19 protein-coding genes are annotated in these 16,763 nt (G+C 45.2%); 13 read left to right on the top strand and 6 right to left on the bottom strand.

Features of this window, described 5'->3' with window-relative positions; translation table 11 throughout:
- Nucleotides 1–27 precede the first annotated feature (27 nt).
- Nucleotides 28–804 (bottom strand): 1-(5-phosphoribosyl)-5-[(5-phosphoribosylamino)methylideneamino]imidazole-4-carboxamide isomerase, encoded by a 777-nt coding sequence (gene hisA / locus ACK1U4_RS05480; RefSeq protein WP_419400967.1) that lies wholly within the window; start codon nucleotides 802–804, stop codon nucleotides 28–30.
- A gap of 307 nt (nucleotides 805–1,111) precedes the next feature.
- On the opposite strand from hisA, the gene nhaD reads away from it, so the two are divergent.
- The 13 genes from nhaD to rplS all read left to right on the top strand — a co-directional run bounded on the left by nhaD (nucleotide 1,112) and on the right by rplS (nucleotide 12,465).
- Nucleotides 1,112–2,572 (top strand): sodium:proton antiporter NhaD, encoded by a 1,461-nt coding sequence (gene nhaD, locus ACK1U4_RS05475; protein ID WP_419400966.1) that lies wholly within the window; start codon nucleotides 1,112–1,114, stop codon nucleotides 2,570–2,572.
- A 116-nt stretch (nucleotides 2,573–2,688) separates the two neighbouring features.
- Nucleotides 2,689–4,041 (top strand): Na(+)-translocating NADH-quinone reductase subunit A, encoded by a 1,353-nt coding sequence (locus tag ACK1U4_RS05470; protein ID WP_419400965.1) that lies wholly within the window; start codon nucleotides 2,689–2,691, stop codon nucleotides 4,039–4,041.
- Nucleotides 4,042–4,044: 3 nt separating this feature from the next.
- Entirely contained in the window at nucleotides 4,045–5,262 is a 1,218-nt protein-coding gene (locus ACK1U4_RS05465) for an NADH:ubiquinone reductase (Na(+)-transporting) subunit B (RefSeq protein ID WP_419400964.1), read from the top strand.
- Nucleotides 5,249–6,070: a Na(+)-translocating NADH-quinone reductase subunit C gene (locus ACK1U4_RS05460; RefSeq protein ID WP_419400963.1), complete on the top strand. Its 822-nt coding sequence runs from the start codon at nucleotides 5,249–5,251 to the stop codon at nucleotides 6,068–6,070. The genes ACK1U4_RS05465 and ACK1U4_RS05460 overlap by 14 nt, the downstream gene beginning before the upstream one ends.
- Nucleotide 6,071: 1 nt before the next feature.
- Nucleotides 6,072–6,770, top strand: coding sequence for an NADH:ubiquinone reductase (Na(+)-transporting) subunit D (locus ACK1U4_RS05455; protein WP_419400962.1), 699 nt, complete (start codon nucleotides 6,072–6,074; stop codon nucleotides 6,768–6,770).
- 18 nt (nucleotides 6,771–6,788) lie between these two features.
- Nucleotides 6,789–7,397 carry an NADH:ubiquinone reductase (Na(+)-transporting) subunit E gene (nqrE, locus tag ACK1U4_RS05450; RefSeq protein WP_419400961.1) on the top strand — a complete coding sequence of 203 codons (609 nt, stop codon included), beginning with the start codon at nucleotides 6,789–6,791 and terminating at the stop codon, nucleotides 7,395–7,397.
- Nucleotides 7,398–7,407: 10 nt separating this feature from the next.
- Entirely contained in the window at nucleotides 7,408–8,643 is a 1,236-nt protein-coding gene (gene nqrF, locus ACK1U4_RS05445; RefSeq protein WP_419400960.1) for an NADH:ubiquinone reductase (Na(+)-transporting) subunit F, read from the top strand.
- A 151-nt stretch (nucleotides 8,644–8,794) separates the two neighbouring features.
- A complete protein-coding gene (locus ACK1U4_RS05440; RefSeq protein WP_419400959.1) occupies nucleotides 8,795–9,892 on the top strand; it encodes an FAD:protein FMN transferase in 1,098 nt (365 codons plus the stop codon).
- A gap of 22 nt (nucleotides 9,893–9,914) precedes the next feature.
- Complete coding sequence (nqrM, locus tag ACK1U4_RS05435; protein WP_419400958.1) at nucleotides 9,915–10,169, top strand: (Na+)-NQR maturation NqrM; 255 nt, start codon at nucleotides 9,915–9,917, stop codon at nucleotides 10,167–10,169.
- Between the two features lie 161 nt (nucleotides 10,170–10,330).
- Nucleotides 10,331–10,588, top strand: a complete 258-nt coding sequence (gene rpsP, locus ACK1U4_RS05430; protein ID WP_419400957.1) for a 30S ribosomal protein S16 — start codon at nucleotides 10,331–10,333, stop codon at nucleotides 10,586–10,588.
- Nucleotides 10,589–10,625: 37 nt separating this feature from the next.
- On the top strand, nucleotides 10,626–11,159 hold the full coding sequence (gene rimM / locus ACK1U4_RS05425; protein ID WP_419400956.1) for a ribosome maturation factor RimM: 534 nt from the start codon (nucleotides 10,626–10,628) through the stop codon (nucleotides 11,157–11,159).
- Nucleotides 11,159–11,911 (top strand): tRNA (guanosine(37)-N1)-methyltransferase TrmD, encoded by a 753-nt coding sequence (gene trmD, locus ACK1U4_RS05420; protein ID WP_419400955.1) that lies wholly within the window; start codon nucleotides 11,159–11,161, stop codon nucleotides 11,909–11,911. The genes rimM and trmD overlap by 1 nt, the downstream gene beginning before the upstream one ends.
- A gap of 179 nt (nucleotides 11,912–12,090) precedes the next feature.
- The gene (gene rplS / locus ACK1U4_RS05415; protein ID WP_419400954.1) at nucleotides 12,091–12,465 is read left to right on the top strand and encodes a 50S ribosomal protein L19; all 375 of its coding nucleotides are present in this window, start codon (nucleotides 12,091–12,093) and stop codon (nucleotides 12,463–12,465) included.
- A 217-nt stretch (nucleotides 12,466–12,682) separates the two neighbouring features.
- Here rplS and ACK1U4_RS05410 read toward each other — a convergent pair whose 3' ends face one another.
- The 5 genes from ACK1U4_RS05410 to ACK1U4_RS05390 all read right to left on the bottom strand — a co-directional run bounded on the left by ACK1U4_RS05410 (nucleotide 12,683) and on the right by ACK1U4_RS05390 (nucleotide 16,650).
- Entirely contained in the window at nucleotides 12,683–12,901 is a 219-nt protein-coding gene (locus tag ACK1U4_RS05410; protein ID WP_419400953.1) for a DUF1653 domain-containing protein, read from the bottom strand.
- 15 nt (nucleotides 12,902–12,916) lie between these two features.
- Nucleotides 12,917–14,437: a glutamate--tRNA ligase gene (gene gltX / locus ACK1U4_RS05405; protein ID WP_419400952.1), complete on the bottom strand. Its 1,521-nt coding sequence runs from the start codon at nucleotides 14,435–14,437 to the stop codon at nucleotides 12,917–12,919.
- 216 nt (nucleotides 14,438–14,653) lie between these two features.
- Nucleotides 14,654–14,962, bottom strand: a complete 309-nt coding sequence (locus ACK1U4_RS05400) for a hypothetical protein (RefSeq protein WP_419400951.1) — start codon at nucleotides 14,960–14,962, stop codon at nucleotides 14,654–14,656.
- Between the two features lie 384 nt (nucleotides 14,963–15,346).
- Complete coding sequence (locus ACK1U4_RS05395) at nucleotides 15,347–15,880, bottom strand: NADPH-dependent FMN reductase (RefSeq protein WP_419400950.1); 534 nt, start codon at nucleotides 15,878–15,880, stop codon at nucleotides 15,347–15,349.
- Nucleotides 15,881–16,023: 143 nt separating this feature from the next.
- Nucleotides 16,024–16,650, bottom strand: coding sequence for a DedA family protein (locus tag ACK1U4_RS05390; protein WP_419400949.1), 627 nt, complete (start codon nucleotides 16,648–16,650; stop codon nucleotides 16,024–16,026).
- Nucleotides 16,651–16,763: the final 113 nt, after the last annotated feature.

Here is a 16,763-nt window from a genome sequence, read left to right as displayed (position 1 = left end):
TATTGTTGAAAAATTAGTTTGTCATTATTAGCTATCTAATAACGCCTGTGCTTTAGCAATATCCAGCGTTGCCTCATAAATCGCACGCCCTGTAATAATGCCCTCAAGATACTCGCTATAAGGTTTTAAGTTTTCAATATCTCGCAAATCGGTCACGCCACCAGATGCAATCACAGGAATACCGCCCTCTTTGGCAAGATTCACGGTTTGTTCGACATTCACGCCTTGCATCATGCCATCACGAGCGATATCGGTATAAACAATCGAGGACACCCCTGCATCAGCGAAGCGTTTGGCTAAATCCACCGCTTTGACATCGGTGACATTCGCCCAACCGTGGGTCGCTACCATACCGTCTTTGGCATCAATACCAACAATGATATGCCCTGCAAATTTTTGGCAAGCTTCTTCGACAAACTCTGGGTTTTCTACCGCCTTTGTGCCGATGATGATATAGGTCAGCCCTGCGTCCAGATAATGCTCAATGGTGCTAAGGCTACGCACACCGCCACCTAGCTGAATCGGTAGGGTAGGGTGGGCTTTAGCGATAGCGGTGACCACGTCTTTATGCACAGGTACGCCATCAAATGCCCCATTTAAATCCACCAAATGCAAGCGTCTTGCTCCTTCATTGACCCAACGGCTTGCCATAGCGACAGGGTCGTCACTAAAGACGGTGTCATCTTCCATACGTCCTTGTTTTAGGCGGACGCATTTGCCGTCTTTAAGGTCGATGGCAGGCAGAATTAAGGTGGATTTTGCGTTAGGCGTTGTTGAGTTCACATTGGAAGTGGGCTGAGTCATGGGATTTCCTTGGACGTTCCTTGAAGTTGGGCGGTAAAGTGGTTTTTTACAACGAATGGTTAATTTTACCGTATAATAATCGGTTTGGTGAATTTTTTTAACTAGGATTTACGCAAAAGACGCTGGATTCCTGCATTCGCAGGAATGACGAAGTTATTAAGATTAATGTCACCCCTGCGTAGGCAGGGGTCTAGTGCCTTTATTGAGCAAGATAAATTAAAATTTGCGTAAACCCTATTAACATGAATACCAGCAGTTGCGGATTCACAGCAATATCCGTGCGGTTTTGGCGAGTAAGGAAAAGATGATGTCTTGGTATGTGATGATTGCGTTGGTGTTTGTGGTGGGGTATTTGGCGATTGCCTTTGAACACCAAATTCATGTAAATAAGGCTGCCAGTGCGTTGTTGACAGCGATTGTGCTGTGGGTGCTGTTGACGTTTGGTATTGACCAGTTGGGCGTGCATGGTTTGGCGACTGGGCATGGCGAGGGCGTGCATTTTGTGGGTGAGCAGTTGCGTGAGCATTTGGCAGAAATTGCCGAAATCCTGTTCTTTTTGATGGGGGCGATGACGATTGTGGAATTGGTCGATGCCCATGATGGCTTTCGTGTGATTACTGACCGCATTACCACCCAAAATGCCACGAAGTTGCTGTGGATTATCACTTTGTTGACGTTTTTCTTGTCGGCATTATTGGATAATTTGACCACCACCATTGTGATGGTGTCGTTGGTGTCGAAGCTGATTGCGGATCAAAAAATGCGGTGGTATTTCGCAGGGTTGATTGTGATTAGTGCCAATGCAGGTGGGGCATGGTCGCCTGTGGGCGATGTGACCACCACCATGCTGTGGATTGGCGAACAGATTACGGCGACAGGGATTATATTGAATGTATTTTTGCCAAGTATCGTATGTACGCTTGTACCGTTGGTGTTGGTGAGTATGCAGTTAAAAGGGCAAACCGTGACCACCCCCAGTTTGATGCAGTCGATGGCGACCAGTGAGCGTGAGGATTTGGCATTGCCATTGGCGGAACGTATCGACCAGCTTCGAGCCACCGTCAAAGCCACCGCACAGCAAGAAATCAGCTCTCGTAAGCGTATTACGGTGTTGGCGTTGGGGCTTGGGGCGTTGGCATTTGTGCCGATTTTTAAGACGCTGACGCATTTACCGCCGTATATTGGGGTGTTGTTTGGCGTGGCGGTGTTGTGGATGGTGACGGAGCTGATGCACCGTCATCAAGACGATTATATTCGTGAGCGTATTGGTGTTGAAGGGGTGTTAAGTCGTATTGATATGCCGAGCATTTTGTTTTTCTTGGGGATTTTGTTGGCGGTGTCGGCATTGGCGACTGGCGGTGTGTTGAACGATGTGGCTCATTGGTTGGATAGCCGTTTTGGTAATGTGTATGTGATTAATGTGGTGATTGGGCTATTATCCTCTATCGTGGATAACGTGCCGTTGGTGGCAGGGGCGATGAATATGTATCCACTAGCGACCGATGCCAGTATCGCCCAAGCCACAGCAACTGAGGTAACACGCCTTGAGTTTTTCCGTCAAAATGGGCTATTTTGGGAGTTTTTGGCGTACTGTGCAGGGACTGGCGGTAGCTGTTTGATTATCGGCTCGGCGGCAGGCGTGGCGGCGATGGGCATGGAAAAAATCCCCTTTATGTGGTATGTCAAACGCATTACTTGGCTAGCGTTGTCAGGGTATTTGGCAGGGGCTGGGGTGTATGTATTGGTTGAAATATTTGTAGCATCATAATGTTACATTCAGTATCAAGGGCTGAAATAATCTAGTAGATATGTTAATCTATTGTTTAAAATTTATGTAATTCCTAATTTAAAAGATGATGGCAAAATGATACACGGATATTGGCTATGATTGAGATTAAAAAGGGCTTGGATGTGCCAATCGCAGGCAGTCCGACACGAGAGATTGGACAATTCATGCCCAAGCAAGTGGCGTTGCTCGGTGCAGACTATATTGGTATGAAGCCGAGTATGCTCGTACAAGTGGGCGATACGGTGGCAAAAGGTCAGCCGTTGTTTACCGATAAAAAACGAGAAGGCGTGATATTTACCGCCCCTGCTTCAGGTAAAGTCGTGGCAATCAATCGAGGCGAACGCCGTGTGTTTGAAAGCCTTGTCATCGAGATAGATAACGGCATTGAGCCAATCCGCTTTCGCCAGTATGCGTCACAAGATTTGCTCAATTTGCCTCGTGATACTGTGGTCAAGCAGTTGGTAGAATCGGGGGAATGGACGGCATTTCGCACTCGCCCATTTAGCCGTACCCCTGCTGTGGACAGTGAGCCAAAAGCGATTTTTGTCAATATGATGGACACCAATCCGTTGGCGTTTGACCCAATGGCATTGATTGGCGAAGACTGGCAAGGGTTTAATGATGGGTTGGCAGTGTTGTCAAAGCTTGCCCCAACTTTGTTTGTTTGCCATGATGCCAAAGCCAGTCAAGCGGTGCAAACCAACGCCTTGCAGTCCACGAATATTCGTTATCATGCGTTTGCAGGTAAGCACCCAGCAGGGCTAGCAGGTACGCATATTCACTTTTTAAACCCTGTGGGGCGTGGGGTGACGGTGTGGACGATTGGTTATCAAGATGTGATAGCGATTGGCAAATTATTTACCACAGGCGAGCTGTACAATGTGCGTCTGATTGCGTTGGCAGGGCCTCAAGTGACAAATCCTCGCTTGATGGTGACGGAGCGTGGGGCGGATTTGTTGGCATTGACCCAAGGTGAATTAAAGGCAGGCGACAACCGTGTGATCTCTGGCTCGGTGTTGTCGGGTCGTCAAGCCATTGATAATATGGGCTATTTGGGGCGGTTTCATCACCAAGTGTCGGTGCTTGCCGAGGGGCATGAACGCCCTGCAATGCACTTTTTTAGCCTAGGGGCAAATCGCTTTTCACAAATGCCGATTTATATTTCACAATTTTTTAAGGGCAAAAAATTTGCCATGACCACCAGTAATAACGGCTCACCTCGTGCGATGGTGCCGACTGGAAGCTACGAGGCGGTGATGCCGTTGGATATTTTGGCGACCCAGTTGTTACGAGCCTTGATTGTCGAAGATATTTTGGTGGCAGAAGATTTGGGTGCATTGGAGCTGGATGAAGAAGATTTGGCATTATGTACTTTTGTTTGTTCGGGTAAATATGAGTATGGTGATATTTTACGAGACAATTTACACCGCATTGAGATGGAGGGGTAAAGCGTGAAGTTTATCCATGATTTATTTGATAAGGCTGAACCGCATTTTACGCACGGTGGTAAATACCAAAAGTTTTTTGCCGTGTATGAGATGTTTGACACGTTTTTTCGTCAGCCGAATACCACCACTTATCATGCGTCCCACGTTCGTGACGGTATTGACCTCAAGCGAGTGATGATTACCGTTTGGCTGTGTGTGATGCCTGCGATGTTTTGGGGGATGTATAATGTGGGGCATCAAGCCCTGCAAGCGATTGCACTCAAAGGCTTACAGCCGACTGGTTGGCGGACGGTCATTACCGATTTGGTGGGGTATCAAGCCGATAGCTTTTGGTCGGCTTTTGTGTATGGGGCGATGCAGTTTTTGCCGATTTATATTGTGACCTTTGTGGTGGGGATTTTTTGGGAAATTTTATTTGCCATTTATCGCAAACATGAGGTCAATGAAGGCTTTTTTGTCACGTCAATTTTATTTGCCTTAACTTTGCCACCGAATATTCCGTTATGGCAAGTGGCACTCGGTATCACGTTTGGTGTGGTGGTTGCCAAAGAAGTGTTTGGCGGTACAGGTAAAAACTTCCTTAATCCTGCCTTGGCAGGGCGAGCGTTTTTATACTTTGCCTATCCTGCGTATATTTCTGGCGATACGATATGGACAGCGGTTGATGGCTTTTCTGGGGCGACCCCATTGGGGCAAGCCGCCGTTGGAGCGACCGTTGATGGCTTTAAAGACGCTTATGGTCAAGGTCTGAGTTGGTGGGATGCGTTTTTTGGCAATATGCAGGGCAGTGTGGGTGAGGTGTCAAAACTGGCGATTTTGCTAGGGGCAGTTGGTCTGTTGTGGACAAAAATCGCATCTTGGCGAATTATGCTGGGCGTGGCGATTGGGGTAGTCGTTACCAGTTTATTGTTTAATATATTTGGCAATCCTGCGAATGCGTTGCACCAAATGCCGTTTTGGTGGCATTTTGTGCTAGGTGGCTTGATGTTTGGCTTGGTATTTATGGCGACTGACCCTGTGTCTGCCGCCATGACCAATGTCGGACGCTGGTGGTATGGGATATTGATTGGGGTGATGACGGTCATCATTCGTGTGTTTAACCCTGCCTTTCCAGAGGGCATCATGCTAGCGATTTTATTTGCCAATTTATTTGCCCCCTTGTTTGATTATTTTGTCACCCAAGCCAATATCAAGCGGAGAAAACGTTATGTCAGAGGCTAAAACATCCAAGGCGAAAGACAGCAATCTACGCACGCTGACCGTGGCACTGATATTGTGTTTGGTGTGTTCGGTGATGGTGTCGGTGGCTGCCATTAGTATGCAACCCAAACAACAACAAAACATCGAGATTGACCGCAATAAAAACATCTTGATGGCTGCCAATTTGTTTGACCCTGCCAAACAAACCAACGCAGACGCACAGCAATTATTCAAAAATGTCGAAGTGCGACTGGTGGATTTAAAACAAGGCAAGTTTGCCGATGAGCAAAGCCTCAAGGCCGTGGGCATCACCGATGTCAATGCGTATGATGCCATTGAAGCGGTTAAAGACCCAAAATTGAGCGATGATGTGGGTGAGGATGACCCTGCTCGTGTCGGTGCTACCCCAAAATTTGCCAAAGTATATCTTATCAAAGACCCTACAGGAAGCATCAAAAACGTGGTGCTACCCATCAATGGCTATGGGCTATGGGGGCAAATTTATGGTTTTATCACCCTGAAAGCTGACATTAACACCGTTGAAGGGATTAGTTTTTATCAGCATAAAGAAACCCCCGGTTTGGGTGCGTTGATTGAAGAAACCAAGTGGCGAAGCCAGTGGGCAGGCAAGCAAGCCTATGATAACACAGGCAAAATCATCACAGGTGTGGTCAAGTCAGGTTCACCCAAACCCAATCCCAACTATGTGGATGGGGTGACAGGGGCGACCATCACCAGTGCAGGGGTGAATAATATGATTCAGTTTTGGCTGGGTGAGCGAGGCTACAAACCCTTTTTAGACAATCTACGCACAGCGAAGGCGGGCTAAGATGGCAACAGATATCAAAAAAATTCTATTTTCCCCCATTATCGAAAACAACCCCATTGCGGTACAAGTGTTGGGGATTTGTTCGGCATTGGCGGTGACCATTAGCATCAAAAATGCGTTGGTAATGAGCCTTGCACTGACCTTGGTGACGGCATTTTCGAGCTTTTTTATCTCGATGTTACGCAACCATATTCCGTCCAGTATTCGTATCATTGTGCAAATGGTGGTGATTGCTTCGTTGGTGATTGTGGTTGACCAAGTGCTAAAAGCCGTGGTGTATGATGTGAGTAAGTCGCTGTCGGTGTTTATCGGCTTGATTATTACCAACTGTATCGTGATGGGGCGTGCCGAAGCGTTTGCCATGAGCAATCCGCCAGTGCCGAGCTTTTTGGATGGTTTGGGCAATGGTTTGGGCTATTCGTTGATGTTGGTGTTGGTGGCGATTATCCGTGAGTTATTTGGTAATGGTTCGCTGTTTGACATTCAAATTTTGCAAAAAGTCACCGATGGCGGTTGGTATGTGCCAAATGGGTTATTGCTATTGCCACCTTCGGCATTCTTTGTGATTGCGTTGTTCATTGCTTTATTGCGGATGAAACGCCCTGAGCATATTGAGCCTGCTGAATTTGTCATCAAACCCCAATCCAAACGCATGGTGCATACCGCCCACGACCCACATCGTGACAAAACAGGCAAATAGGTAAATAAGGACACAAGCATGGAACATTATATTAACTTATTTATCACCTCTGTCTTTATCCAAAATATGGCATTGGCATACTTTTTTGGTATGTGTACCTTTATTGCGGTTTCCAAAAAAGTATCCACGGCGATGGGTTTGGGTATTGCGGTTGTGGTGGTGATGGCGATTACTGTCCCACTGAATAATTTGCTGTATCAATACTTGCTCAAAGATGGGGCATTGGCTTGGGCAGGTTTTCCCAATACTGACTTGAGCTTTTTGGGATTTTTGAGCTATATCGCTTTGATTGCCGCCGTGGTGCAGATTTTAGAGATGTTTTTGGATAAATTCGTCCCCAGTCTATACAATGCGTTGGGGATTTTCTTGCCCCTTATCACGGTCAACTGTGCCATTATGGGTGCGGTGCTGTTTATGGTCGAGCGAGATTATAATTTTAGTGAATCGTTGGTATATGGCTTTAGCTCAGGCTTGGGTTGGGCATTGGCAATCACAGCGATGGCAGGTATTCGTGAAAAATTAAAATACAGTGACGTGCCTGCACCGCTTCGAGGGTTGGCGATTACTTTTATCACCGCAGGACTGATGGCTTTAGGCTTCATGTCGTTTGGTGGTATGACGCTATAAGGAACACGCTATGCAATTTGGAACAGTATTTGGTGGCGTTGCCATGTTTACCGTCATTATTATGGGCTTGGTGGCGGTAATTTTATTGGCACGAGGACGCTTGGTCAATACAGGCAAAGTCGCCATCACCATCAACGATAACCCAGATAATAAAGTCGAAGTCGAAGCAGGGGGCAAATTATTACAAACCCTTGCCAGTGAAGGTATCTTTTTATCCTCAGCCTGTGGCGGTGGTGGCACGTGTGGTCAATGCCGTTGTAAAGTGCTATCGGGTGGTGGCGACATTCTGCCTACCGAAGAAGGGCATTTTAGCCAAGGCGAAATCCGTGACCATATGCGTCTTGCCTGTCAAGTCGCTGTCAAACAAGACATGGCAATCGAAATCGACCCAGAATTTTTTGATGTCAAAAAATGGGAATGCGAAGTCATCTCAAACGATAATGTCGCCACCTTTATCAAAGAATTGGTACTCAAAATCCCAGAAGGTGAAGAGGTCAACTTCCGTGCAGGTGGTTATGTACAGCTTGAAGCCCCACCGCATGAAGTGCATTACAAAGACTTTATCATTGACAAAGAATACCATGAAGACTGGGATAAATTTAACCTATGGCAACACGTATCCAAAGTCGATGAGCCTGTGGTGCGAGCCTATTCAATGGCAAACTACCCAGACGAAAAAGGGCTGATTAAATTTAATATTCGGATTGCCAGTCCACCACCCAGAGGGGGCGAGGGCATTCCGCCTGGTAAAATGTCGTCTTGGGTGTTTAGCCTCAAAGAGGGCGATAAAGTCACCGTTTCAGGGCCATATGGCGAATTTTTTGCCAAAGATACCCACAATGAAATGATTTTCATTGGTGGTGGTGCAGGGATGGCCCCTATGCGTTCGCATATTTTTGACCAATTAAAACGCCTTAACGCTGACCGTAAAATCAGCTTTTGGTACGGTGCAAGAAGCAAACGTGAAATGTTTTATGTCGAAGATTATGACCGTTTGCAAGAAGAGTTTGACAATTTTGAATGGCACGTTGCCCTCTCTGACCCCATGCCAGAGGACAACTGGGACGGCTATACAGGCTTTATTCATAACGTCTTATACGAAGAATACCTAAAAGACCATCCAGCCCCAGAAGATTGTGAATTTTATATGTGTGGGCCACCTGTTATGAATGATGCCGTCATCAAAATGCTCAAAAGTTTGGGTGTCGAAGATGAAAACATCATGCTCGACAATTTTGGTGGTTAATCTAAAACATGACCGTTTTTACGCATTTTCATAGCTTGTAGGTTGGGTTGAGCGTGCGAAACCCAACGTTATCAATCATGTGTGTTGGGTGTCATGCCTCCACCCAACCTACTTTGACGTAAGCCCTCATAAAGTATAATCACGGTATCTCATGCGACACTATTTCTCATTTCCGCTTCAATCACTGACCTTTGCCACCTTTTGCCTTGCCCTTACAGCGTGTCAGCAACCGCCTAACTATGGCAAAATCGAAGGCAAAACCATGGGGACAAGCTATCACATTAGCTTTGCCCTGCCCAAGGGAGCGGACACCGCCCAAATTCAACAACGCATTGATGCCCGACTGGTCGCCATCAATAAAAGTATGTCAACTTATGATGATACCAGTACCATCATGCAGTTTAACCGTGCCAACGTGGGCGAAGTTATCAACATCGACCCAGATTTTGTTCAAGTCATGGCAGATTCCAAACAAGTTTATCAAGCCTCAAAAGGAGCATTTGACCCAACGGTATTGCCCTTGGTCAAGCTATGGGGCTTTGGTGGTAAAATGACCGTGGAACGTCTTAACGCCCCACCGAGCCAAGCCGAGATTGAGCAAGCCAAAGGGTTGTTGGGCTTTGATAATGTGATTGTCAAAGACCAAACCATCCAAAAAACCAAACAAGGTGTGGCGTTGGACTTTTCGGCAGTCGCCAAAGGCTATGGGGTCGATGTGATTGCCAATGTGCTAAAAAATGACTATAAAATCAATGATTATATGGTGGAAATTGGCGGTGAAGTCGCCACCCAAGGCAAAAATCCACAAGGGCAGGGCTGGCAGTTGGGCATTGATGCCCCAGTGCTGAATAGTACGGTCACTGACCGCCAAAATATCGCCATCATCGCCCAACCCACCAATGCCAAACTGAACATCGCCACCTCAGGCAATTACCGCAATTCATTGGTATATGGCAATGAGCGAATCAGCCACACCATCGACCCTACCACAGGTAAGCCCATTGTGGGAGGAGCTCCCTCTGTCACCGTGGCACATGATACCACCTCATTGGCAGACGCATGGGCAACCGCTCTCACCGCCATGCCGTATGACAAGGCATTGCAACTTGCGACCAGTCAAAATTTGGCAGTGCTATTTGTGGTGCATAAACCCAACACAGCCACCCAAGACAGCCATCGCCTTGAGGATTGGGACGTGGTAGAAACCCCAGCGATGAAGGCATTACGAGCCAACAATGCCAAACCTTAACGCCCTGCAATAGAGAATCACCATGCTTCAGCAATTTTTACCCATCTTTCTTGTGACCTTTACCGTGTTTGTGCTGTTTTTTGTTTTTTTGGGATTGGGTTATATTTTTAAAAAACAACCGCTAAAAGGCTCTTGCGGTGGCGTTGCCAATCTGATGGGCGATGAATATTGCCAATTTTGTGGCAATGACCCCAATAAATGTGCCGAAATCACTGCCGAACAACAAGCCAATGGTATCAGCGAAAAAGCCAAAACCTTGGGGAAAGCGGTGAAATAATCCACCATTTTGACATATACAAATCCAACAGAAAAATCTAGGCTTTTTGCTAAAAATATGTTAAAATGTTGCCCTTTTTGGTGTACCTAATCAATACACAGCGTATGGGTTTAGGTCAATTAGGCTCTAACCACTGATTTTAAAGTCATAGAGAGAATAGTATGGTAGTTATCCGTTTACAACGTGGCGGCGCAAAAAAACGCCCATTTTATCAAATCGTGGTAACCGACTCACGTAATCCACGTGATGGTCGTTACATCGAAAACATCGGGTTCTTTAACCCACTAGCCAAAGGTCAAGAAGTACCTGTACGCATTGACACTGACGCTTACCAAGCATGGATTGGCAAAGGTGCACAACCTTCTGACCGTGTGGCTTTCTTGTTCAAAAACTACACCAAACAACAAGCCTCTGCCTAATTTTTAGGTCAATACTAAACTTGATAGGTCAATAGTCATGGCAAGCATTCCATCAGACAATCTCGTTAAAGTCGCAACGCTGAAAAAGCCTTACGGCATACAGGGTTGGCTGTGGATTTTTAGCGATACTGAAGACCGTGAAGCCATTTTTAGTATGAAACCTTGGGTCATCAACACCGCTATGGGTCAAAAAACCCTCACGGTAAAAAACTGGCGACCCCAAGGCAAAGGTTATGTGGTACAGCTCAATGAAGTCCCTGACCGCACCATGGCTGAAACCATGTACAATGTCAGCATTTGGTCGGACAAAGACGGTCTGCAAGCACTTGCCGAAGACGAATATTATTGGGCAGATTTGGTTGGACTGACGGTCATCAGTGAACCTGATAACGTAAGTCTAGGTCGTGTCAAAGAGTTATTTGAAACTGGCGCACACGCCATCATGGTGGTCGAACCCACCGCTGAGAGTGTGGACGCTGAAGAACGTTTGATTCCTTGGCATAAACAAACCATTGTATCGGTCGATTTAGCCAATAAAACCCTTGTGGTGGATTGGGGACGTGATTACTGATGTTTTTTGCGGTTATCAGCATTTTGCCTGAGATGTTCGCAAGTTTGACGCAGTATGGCATTACCGCTCGTGCGATTCAGCGTGAGCAAGCCGAAGTGTTGCTGATAAATCCTCGTGATTTTACCACAGATAACTATCGGCGAATTGATGAACGTCCGTTTGGGGGCGGTGCAGGCATGGTGATGATGGCAACGCCACTGGCAAGAGCCATTGACCACGCCAAAGCCCAAGCCCAAGAGCGTGGCATTGTGGTCACGCCAAACACTTGCCCTGTGGTGTATTTATCGCCCCAAGGTAAGACGTTGGATGAAGCAGGCGTGCTGAATTTTGGTCAATATGACGGATTGATTCTGTTATGCGGACGTTATGAAGGCATTGATGAGCGATTGATTGAGCAATATGTCGATATCGAGTGTTCGATTGGTGACTATGTGCTGACAGGTGGCGAATTACCTGCGATGGTATTGATGGATAGCGTGATAAGACGCTTGCCCAATGTGATGGGCGATGAGTTATCCGCACAGCAAGACTCATTTGTCGATGGGTTGCTGGATTATCCGCAATACACCAAGCCGTTAGACTTTGGCGGTATGGCAGTGCCTGACGTGTTATTGACAGGACATCATGCCAATATTGCCAAGTGGCGATTTGTCCAACAAGCCAAGCGTACCCAAGCTCGCAGACCCGATATGTGGCAGGCCTTTAGCCCAACTAAACAGCAGTTAAAATGGCTAAAAGAAGCAAATTTTTAATTTATTTTTCTAATTTGTTAAAGATGTTAAAAATTAGCTAGCCAAATAGATTTATCCACTTGACGGATTAACAGATTCGTACCTTTTTGGGTACATTTATTAATGGGAAGTATGCGATTTTGGCATGATTTGACACAACAAACAGCCGATAGCCTCTGTCCCCGATGAGGAGTTATCTCATGAGTAACAAACATCCTTTAATTCAAGATATCGAAAACGCTCAACTTAAACAAGACGTGCCAAACTTTGCCCCTGGTGATACCGTTGTGGTACAAGTAAAAGTACGTGAAGGTGACCGTGAGCGTCTACAGGCATACGAAGGCGTGGTCATTGCCAAACGTAACCGTGGCTTAAACTCAGCTTTCACCGTGCGTAAAATCTCAAGCGGTGTTGGTGTTGAACGTGCATTCCAAACCCACTCACCTTTGATTGCTAGCATCGAAGTGAAACGCCGTGGTGCAGTCCGCCGTGCCAAACTTTACTACCTACGTGACCGTTCTGGTAAATCAGCTCGTATCCGTGAAAAATTATCAGCTCGCAAAGACGAGGCATAAGCCGAAACTTTGTAAGATAGTTTTACGACATCGCCTACAGGGTGGTAATGGATTAAAAAATCGATTATCACCACACCAAAAAAGACAAAAACCCCCAAATCAAAAATTTGGGGTTTTTTGTGTTGCATAATACAACAGATATTGTAGGGGTGTATTGAATACGCCCAATTGAGTGATTGCAAATAAAGGGCGTAAGCATTACGCCCCTACAGTTTGTTTAACTACTCACAGCTTGAATAAGGGCAAATCTTGGCAAGCATTGCCCATCGACCTCAACCATTTCTTCAAACATGGCAAGCGGTCTGACCCACACATCATAGCTACCGTATAAGGTGCGATACACTACCATCGGCTCTTCGGTTTCGCTATGGGTGGCAAGGTGCAACACTTGGTAGAAATTGCCTTTATAATGCTGATAAATGCCCAGTTGTATCATAGCCTGTTACCTATATTAGGCACTCGGTGCTAAAAAATCCGCAAAACTGGCATTACGTTTTTCCAACTCTTTCATTTTCTTTTTACTCACACCGCCCAACACTTCAATGGCATGGCGTAAGCGTTGTAAGGTCATATCCGCCCCAATCAAATACATCGAATTCATCACAGGCGTGCTTGATTTTGACCCAGCAATGGCGATAAAGAACGGCGACATAAAGTCACGCAATTTAATCCCCATTTCCCCTGCCAACCCTGACAACACCGCTTGGATATTTTCCTCTGTCCATGCAGGCATGATTTCAAGTTGCCATTGGGCGAACTGCAAAATCTCCACCGTTTGCTCAGTCGAAAGCACTTTATGCTCAAAATCCGCCTCGCTAATATTTGGCAAGTTTTGGAAATAAAACCCTGACCAATTCACCACATCAGACAAGAGATTGATACGTGGCTGAATCGCCTTGGCAATGGCAGTGAGTTTGTCGCTGTCATTCGCCCAGTCGAGGATTTTGGCTTTGAGGTCTTCGGCAGTCAACGAACGAAGCCATTCACCATTGAGCCATGTGAGTTTTTCCACATCAAAAATCGGGCCGCCCAATGACACACGCTTGATGTCAAAACTGGCAATCATCTCATCTAAGGTGAATTTTTCTGCTTCATTTGGCATGGAATAACCCATACGCCCCAAGTAGTTGAGCAACGCCTCTGGCAACACACCTGCATCACGGTAATAGGTGATTGAAGTGGGGTTTTTGCGTTTTGACAATTTTGATTTGTCTGGGTTACGCAAAAGTGGCATATGGCAAAGAACAGGCATTTGCCAGCCAAAGTATTTATAAAGAAGCTGATGTTTTGGGGCTGAGTTAATCCACTCTTCGCCACGAATGACATGGGTAATTTCCATCAAATGGTCATCGACCACGTTGGCAAGGTGATAGGTCGGCAAGCCATCGGTTTTGAGAAGCACCTGCATATCCACTTGAGCATAAGGGATTTCGATTTGCCCACGGAGCATATCGTCAATCACGCACACGCCCTCATTTGGCACACGCATCCGAATCACGAATGGCTTGCCTTCTTCGGCAAGTTTATCGGATTCTTCACGGCTGACATTCGCCCAACGTCCGTCATAGCGTGGGGTTTCGCCCTTTGCCATTTGCTCGGCACGCATTTGGTCAAGCTCTTCAGGCGTGGCAAAACAGCGAAACGCATGACCTGCGTCCATCAATTGATAGGCGTAATCTTTATAAATCGACATACGTTCGCTTTGGCGGTAAGGGGCGTGTTTGCCACCAACGTCTGGGCCTTCTGACCACTCCAAGCCGACCCAACGCAATGCGTCCAAAATCATCTTTTCGGATTGGGCGGTTGAGCGAGTTTGGTCGGTGTCTTCGATACGCAGGATAAATTCACCGCCGTGGGCTTTGGCAAAGGCGAGGTTAAACAGGGCGATGTAGGCTGTACCAACGTGGGGAAAGCCTGTGGGTGAGGGGGCAATGCGGGTGCGGACTTTTTGGGATGTGGTAGGTGTGGTCATGGTTTTCTCAGTTAGACTAAAAATAAAGGATAAGTCACCAAGCAATATTATTTATCTTAAATCTTGTAGCGTGGGTTAGCGATAGCGTAACCCACGGATTTTCAGATTATTAAAATCGCTCGATTACTTATGTTAAAAATAAGTAGGATAAAATGCAAAAGTTGGGGATATTATAGCGGATTGTTAATGTTTTATGAATTTAATCTGGCGTTAAAATCAATGTTCGATTAATAAGCGATTCATTTTCACAAGTTTATTACGAATAGGATAATCGTGAAAAGTTTTCCATTGCTTTGGCACAGGTTGCACGCCACGATAATGCTCACCCCAAACCGCACTTACTCTGCTTTGTTGAATTTTCCAAAAAGCCCTATTTCGCTGAATAAAGGCTTTGGTTGGCTGAGTATGATTTGTCAAAATATCCAATGCAACTGATTGAATTTCATAGACATAACTACCAACCTCAGCCATGATAAAGGGAATAGCAATGTCAAAACCGTTATCAAAATTATCTAATGCCTTCAAATGCCTTTCACGCACGAAACCATTATAATGCTGACTAAAAATACAATGAGCAATCACTTGTTGTATGAGATTAAATTGGGTGAAATCGATAATGTCTTCAGCGTAACAACGACTAAATAGGGTATGTGGCTCGAATATTTCATCTAAATAATTGAAGTCATAAGTGTATATATATTGAAGTCATAAGTGTATATATAATGATTATTACCTGCCTCAAAATTTAATCGCTCATAAACAAAAGCAACATCTTGATGATATTGCTTTGGAAACGCATTAATAAACAATGTCTTATGTTCAAATGACCAATGCAACTGATTTAACATTCATTTTCATCCTAATATTGAATAAATCGTGGCATTGTTGGCATCACAAACATAAAAGCAATTATTTCGCCAACATCGCATCAAAATCATTGACGAATTTTTGCAAAAACTGTTTCGATTTTTGGTCATTCATCTCGCCTTTCTCATCAAAAATCTGACCCACATTGGCAAAATTCGCCATGGTCGTGCTGACTTGACTACCCAACATAAACAAAATCTTTTGCAAATCAACCGCCGACAAACTACCAGCCCAACCGCCCATTGAAGCCGTGCTAATCGCCACTTTTTTGCCCGCCCACAGATTATTGCCTGACGGACGAGTGGCAATATCAATCACATTTTTGGCACATGCAGGCAAACTGCGATTATACTCTGGAGTAAAGAAAATCACCGCATCGGCTTGTTTTATTTGCTTTCTCACACGCTCGTAGCTATCAATGGTTTGCTCATCAAAATCTTGATTGTACAATGGCAAGTCATCTAGTTTAACTTCCTCAATTTCCCAACTGGCAGGGGCAATGGCTTTGACCTGTTCAGCGACTTTGCGGTTAAACGACTCTTTGCGTAAACTACCAATAATAAAAGCGATTTTCATGGTATTTTTCCTTTATTGTGTTTTGGTTAATGATTTTTATAGCATAAAATCGCCCTCATCATAGCAAATTATTGGGCGAGAATTTGAAGTAGCAAACTTTAACCAACAATTTTACACACAATATTAAAATACCTCAAAAATCCCTATTTAGCATTACGATGTCGAATAATTTCAACAATCATCGGCACAACTGACACCACAATAATACCAATCATAATCCATGAAAAATGCTGTTTGACAAACGGCAACTGCCCAAAAAAATACCCCAACATGGTAAAACCGACCACCCACAGCACCGCACCAATGATGTTATAACGCACAAATTCGCTATATTTCATCCGACCCATCCCACCGACAAACGGGGCAAACGTGCGGACAATCGGAATAAAACGGGCAATGATAATGGTACGACCGCCATATTTTTCATAATAATCATGGGTTTTTTGTAGATAACTTTGCTTAAAAATCTTCGAGTTGGGGTTGGCAAATAACTTCTGACCGAAATTTTTACCAATTTCAAAATTGACAAAATCCCCCAACACCGCTGCCACGATAAGCAAACCCATTAACACAAAAATATTCATATCGCCAACAGCGGCAATTGTCCCAGCGGCAAACAACATCGAATCTCCGGGTAAAAACGGCAATACCACCAAGCCTGTTTCACAAAACACGATGGCGAATAAAATCGCATAAATCCAGTTGCCATAATTGTTGACCAATTCCTGCAAATGGTCGCCAATGTGCAAAATAAAATCAATCAGCCACATACAAAGTTTCCAATTTATCGTTAAGAATGAAGAACATCGCAAATTTGGGTGCAAAATGTTAGCTATTATAGCCGAAAAACCCAAAAAGTCTGTTTTTTTCTTGTTTTAGCTAT

The sequence above is a fragment of the Moraxella sp. TY6 genome (assembly GCF_048551375.1).
Taxonomy (GTDB): Bacteria; Pseudomonadota; Gammaproteobacteria; order Pseudomonadales; family Moraxellaceae; genus Faucicola.
This window is presented reverse-complemented; position numbering and strand designations above follow the sequence as displayed.

Excerpts from the sequence above, each read along its gene's own strand:
- ACK1U4_RS05440 (WP_419400959.1), top strand. The coding sequence starts at position 8,795 with ATGCGACACTATTTCTCATTTCCGCTTCAATCACTGACCTTTGCCACC.
- nhaD (WP_419400966.1), top strand. The coding sequence starts at position 1,112 with ATGTCTTGGTATGTGATGATTGCGTTGGTGTTTGTGGTGGGGTATTTG.
- ACK1U4_RS05460 (WP_419400963.1), top strand. The coding sequence starts at position 5,249 with ATGTCAGAGGCTAAAACATCCAAGGCGAAAGACAGCAATCTACGCACG.
- nqrE (WP_419400961.1), top strand. The coding sequence starts at position 6,789 with ATGGAACATTATATTAACTTATTTATCACCTCTGTCTTTATCCAAAAT.
- rimM (WP_419400956.1), top strand. The coding sequence starts at position 10,626 with ATGGCAAGCATTCCATCAGACAATCTCGTTAAAGTCGCAACGCTGAAA.
- rplS (WP_419400954.1), top strand. The coding sequence starts at position 12,091 with ATGAGTAACAAACATCCTTTAATTCAAGATATCGAAAACGCTCAACTT.
- ACK1U4_RS05390 (WP_419400949.1), bottom strand. The coding sequence starts at position 16,650 with ATGTGGCTGATTGATTTTATTTTGCACATTGGCGACCATTTGCAGGAA.
- nqrF (WP_419400960.1), top strand. The coding sequence starts at position 7,408 with ATGCAATTTGGAACAGTATTTGGTGGCGTTGCCATGTTTACCGTCATT.
- gltX (WP_419400952.1), bottom strand. The coding sequence starts at position 14,437 with ATGACCACACCTACCACATCCCAAAAAGTCCGCACCCGCATTGCCCCC.
- ACK1U4_RS05470 (WP_419400965.1), top strand. The coding sequence starts at position 2,689 with ATGATTGAGATTAAAAAGGGCTTGGATGTGCCAATCGCAGGCAGTCCG.
- hisA (WP_419400967.1), bottom strand. The coding sequence starts at position 804 with ATGACTCAGCCCACTTCCAATGTGAACTCAACAACGCCTAACGCAAAA.
- rpsP (WP_419400957.1), top strand. The coding sequence starts at position 10,331 with ATGGTAGTTATCCGTTTACAACGTGGCGGCGCAAAAAAACGCCCATTT.
- ACK1U4_RS05410 (WP_419400953.1), bottom strand. The coding sequence starts at position 12,901 with ATGATACAACTGGGCATTTATCAGCATTATAAAGGCAATTTCTACCAA.
- ACK1U4_RS05455 (WP_419400962.1), top strand. The coding sequence starts at position 6,072 with ATGGCAACAGATATCAAAAAAATTCTATTTTCCCCCATTATCGAAAAC.
- nqrM (WP_419400958.1), top strand. The coding sequence starts at position 9,915 with ATGCTTCAGCAATTTTTACCCATCTTTCTTGTGACCTTTACCGTGTTT.
- ACK1U4_RS05395 (WP_419400950.1), bottom strand. The coding sequence starts at position 15,880 with ATGAAAATCGCTTTTATTATTGGTAGTTTACGCAAAGAGTCGTTTAAC.
- trmD (WP_419400955.1), top strand. The coding sequence starts at position 11,159 with ATGTTTTTTGCGGTTATCAGCATTTTGCCTGAGATGTTCGCAAGTTTG.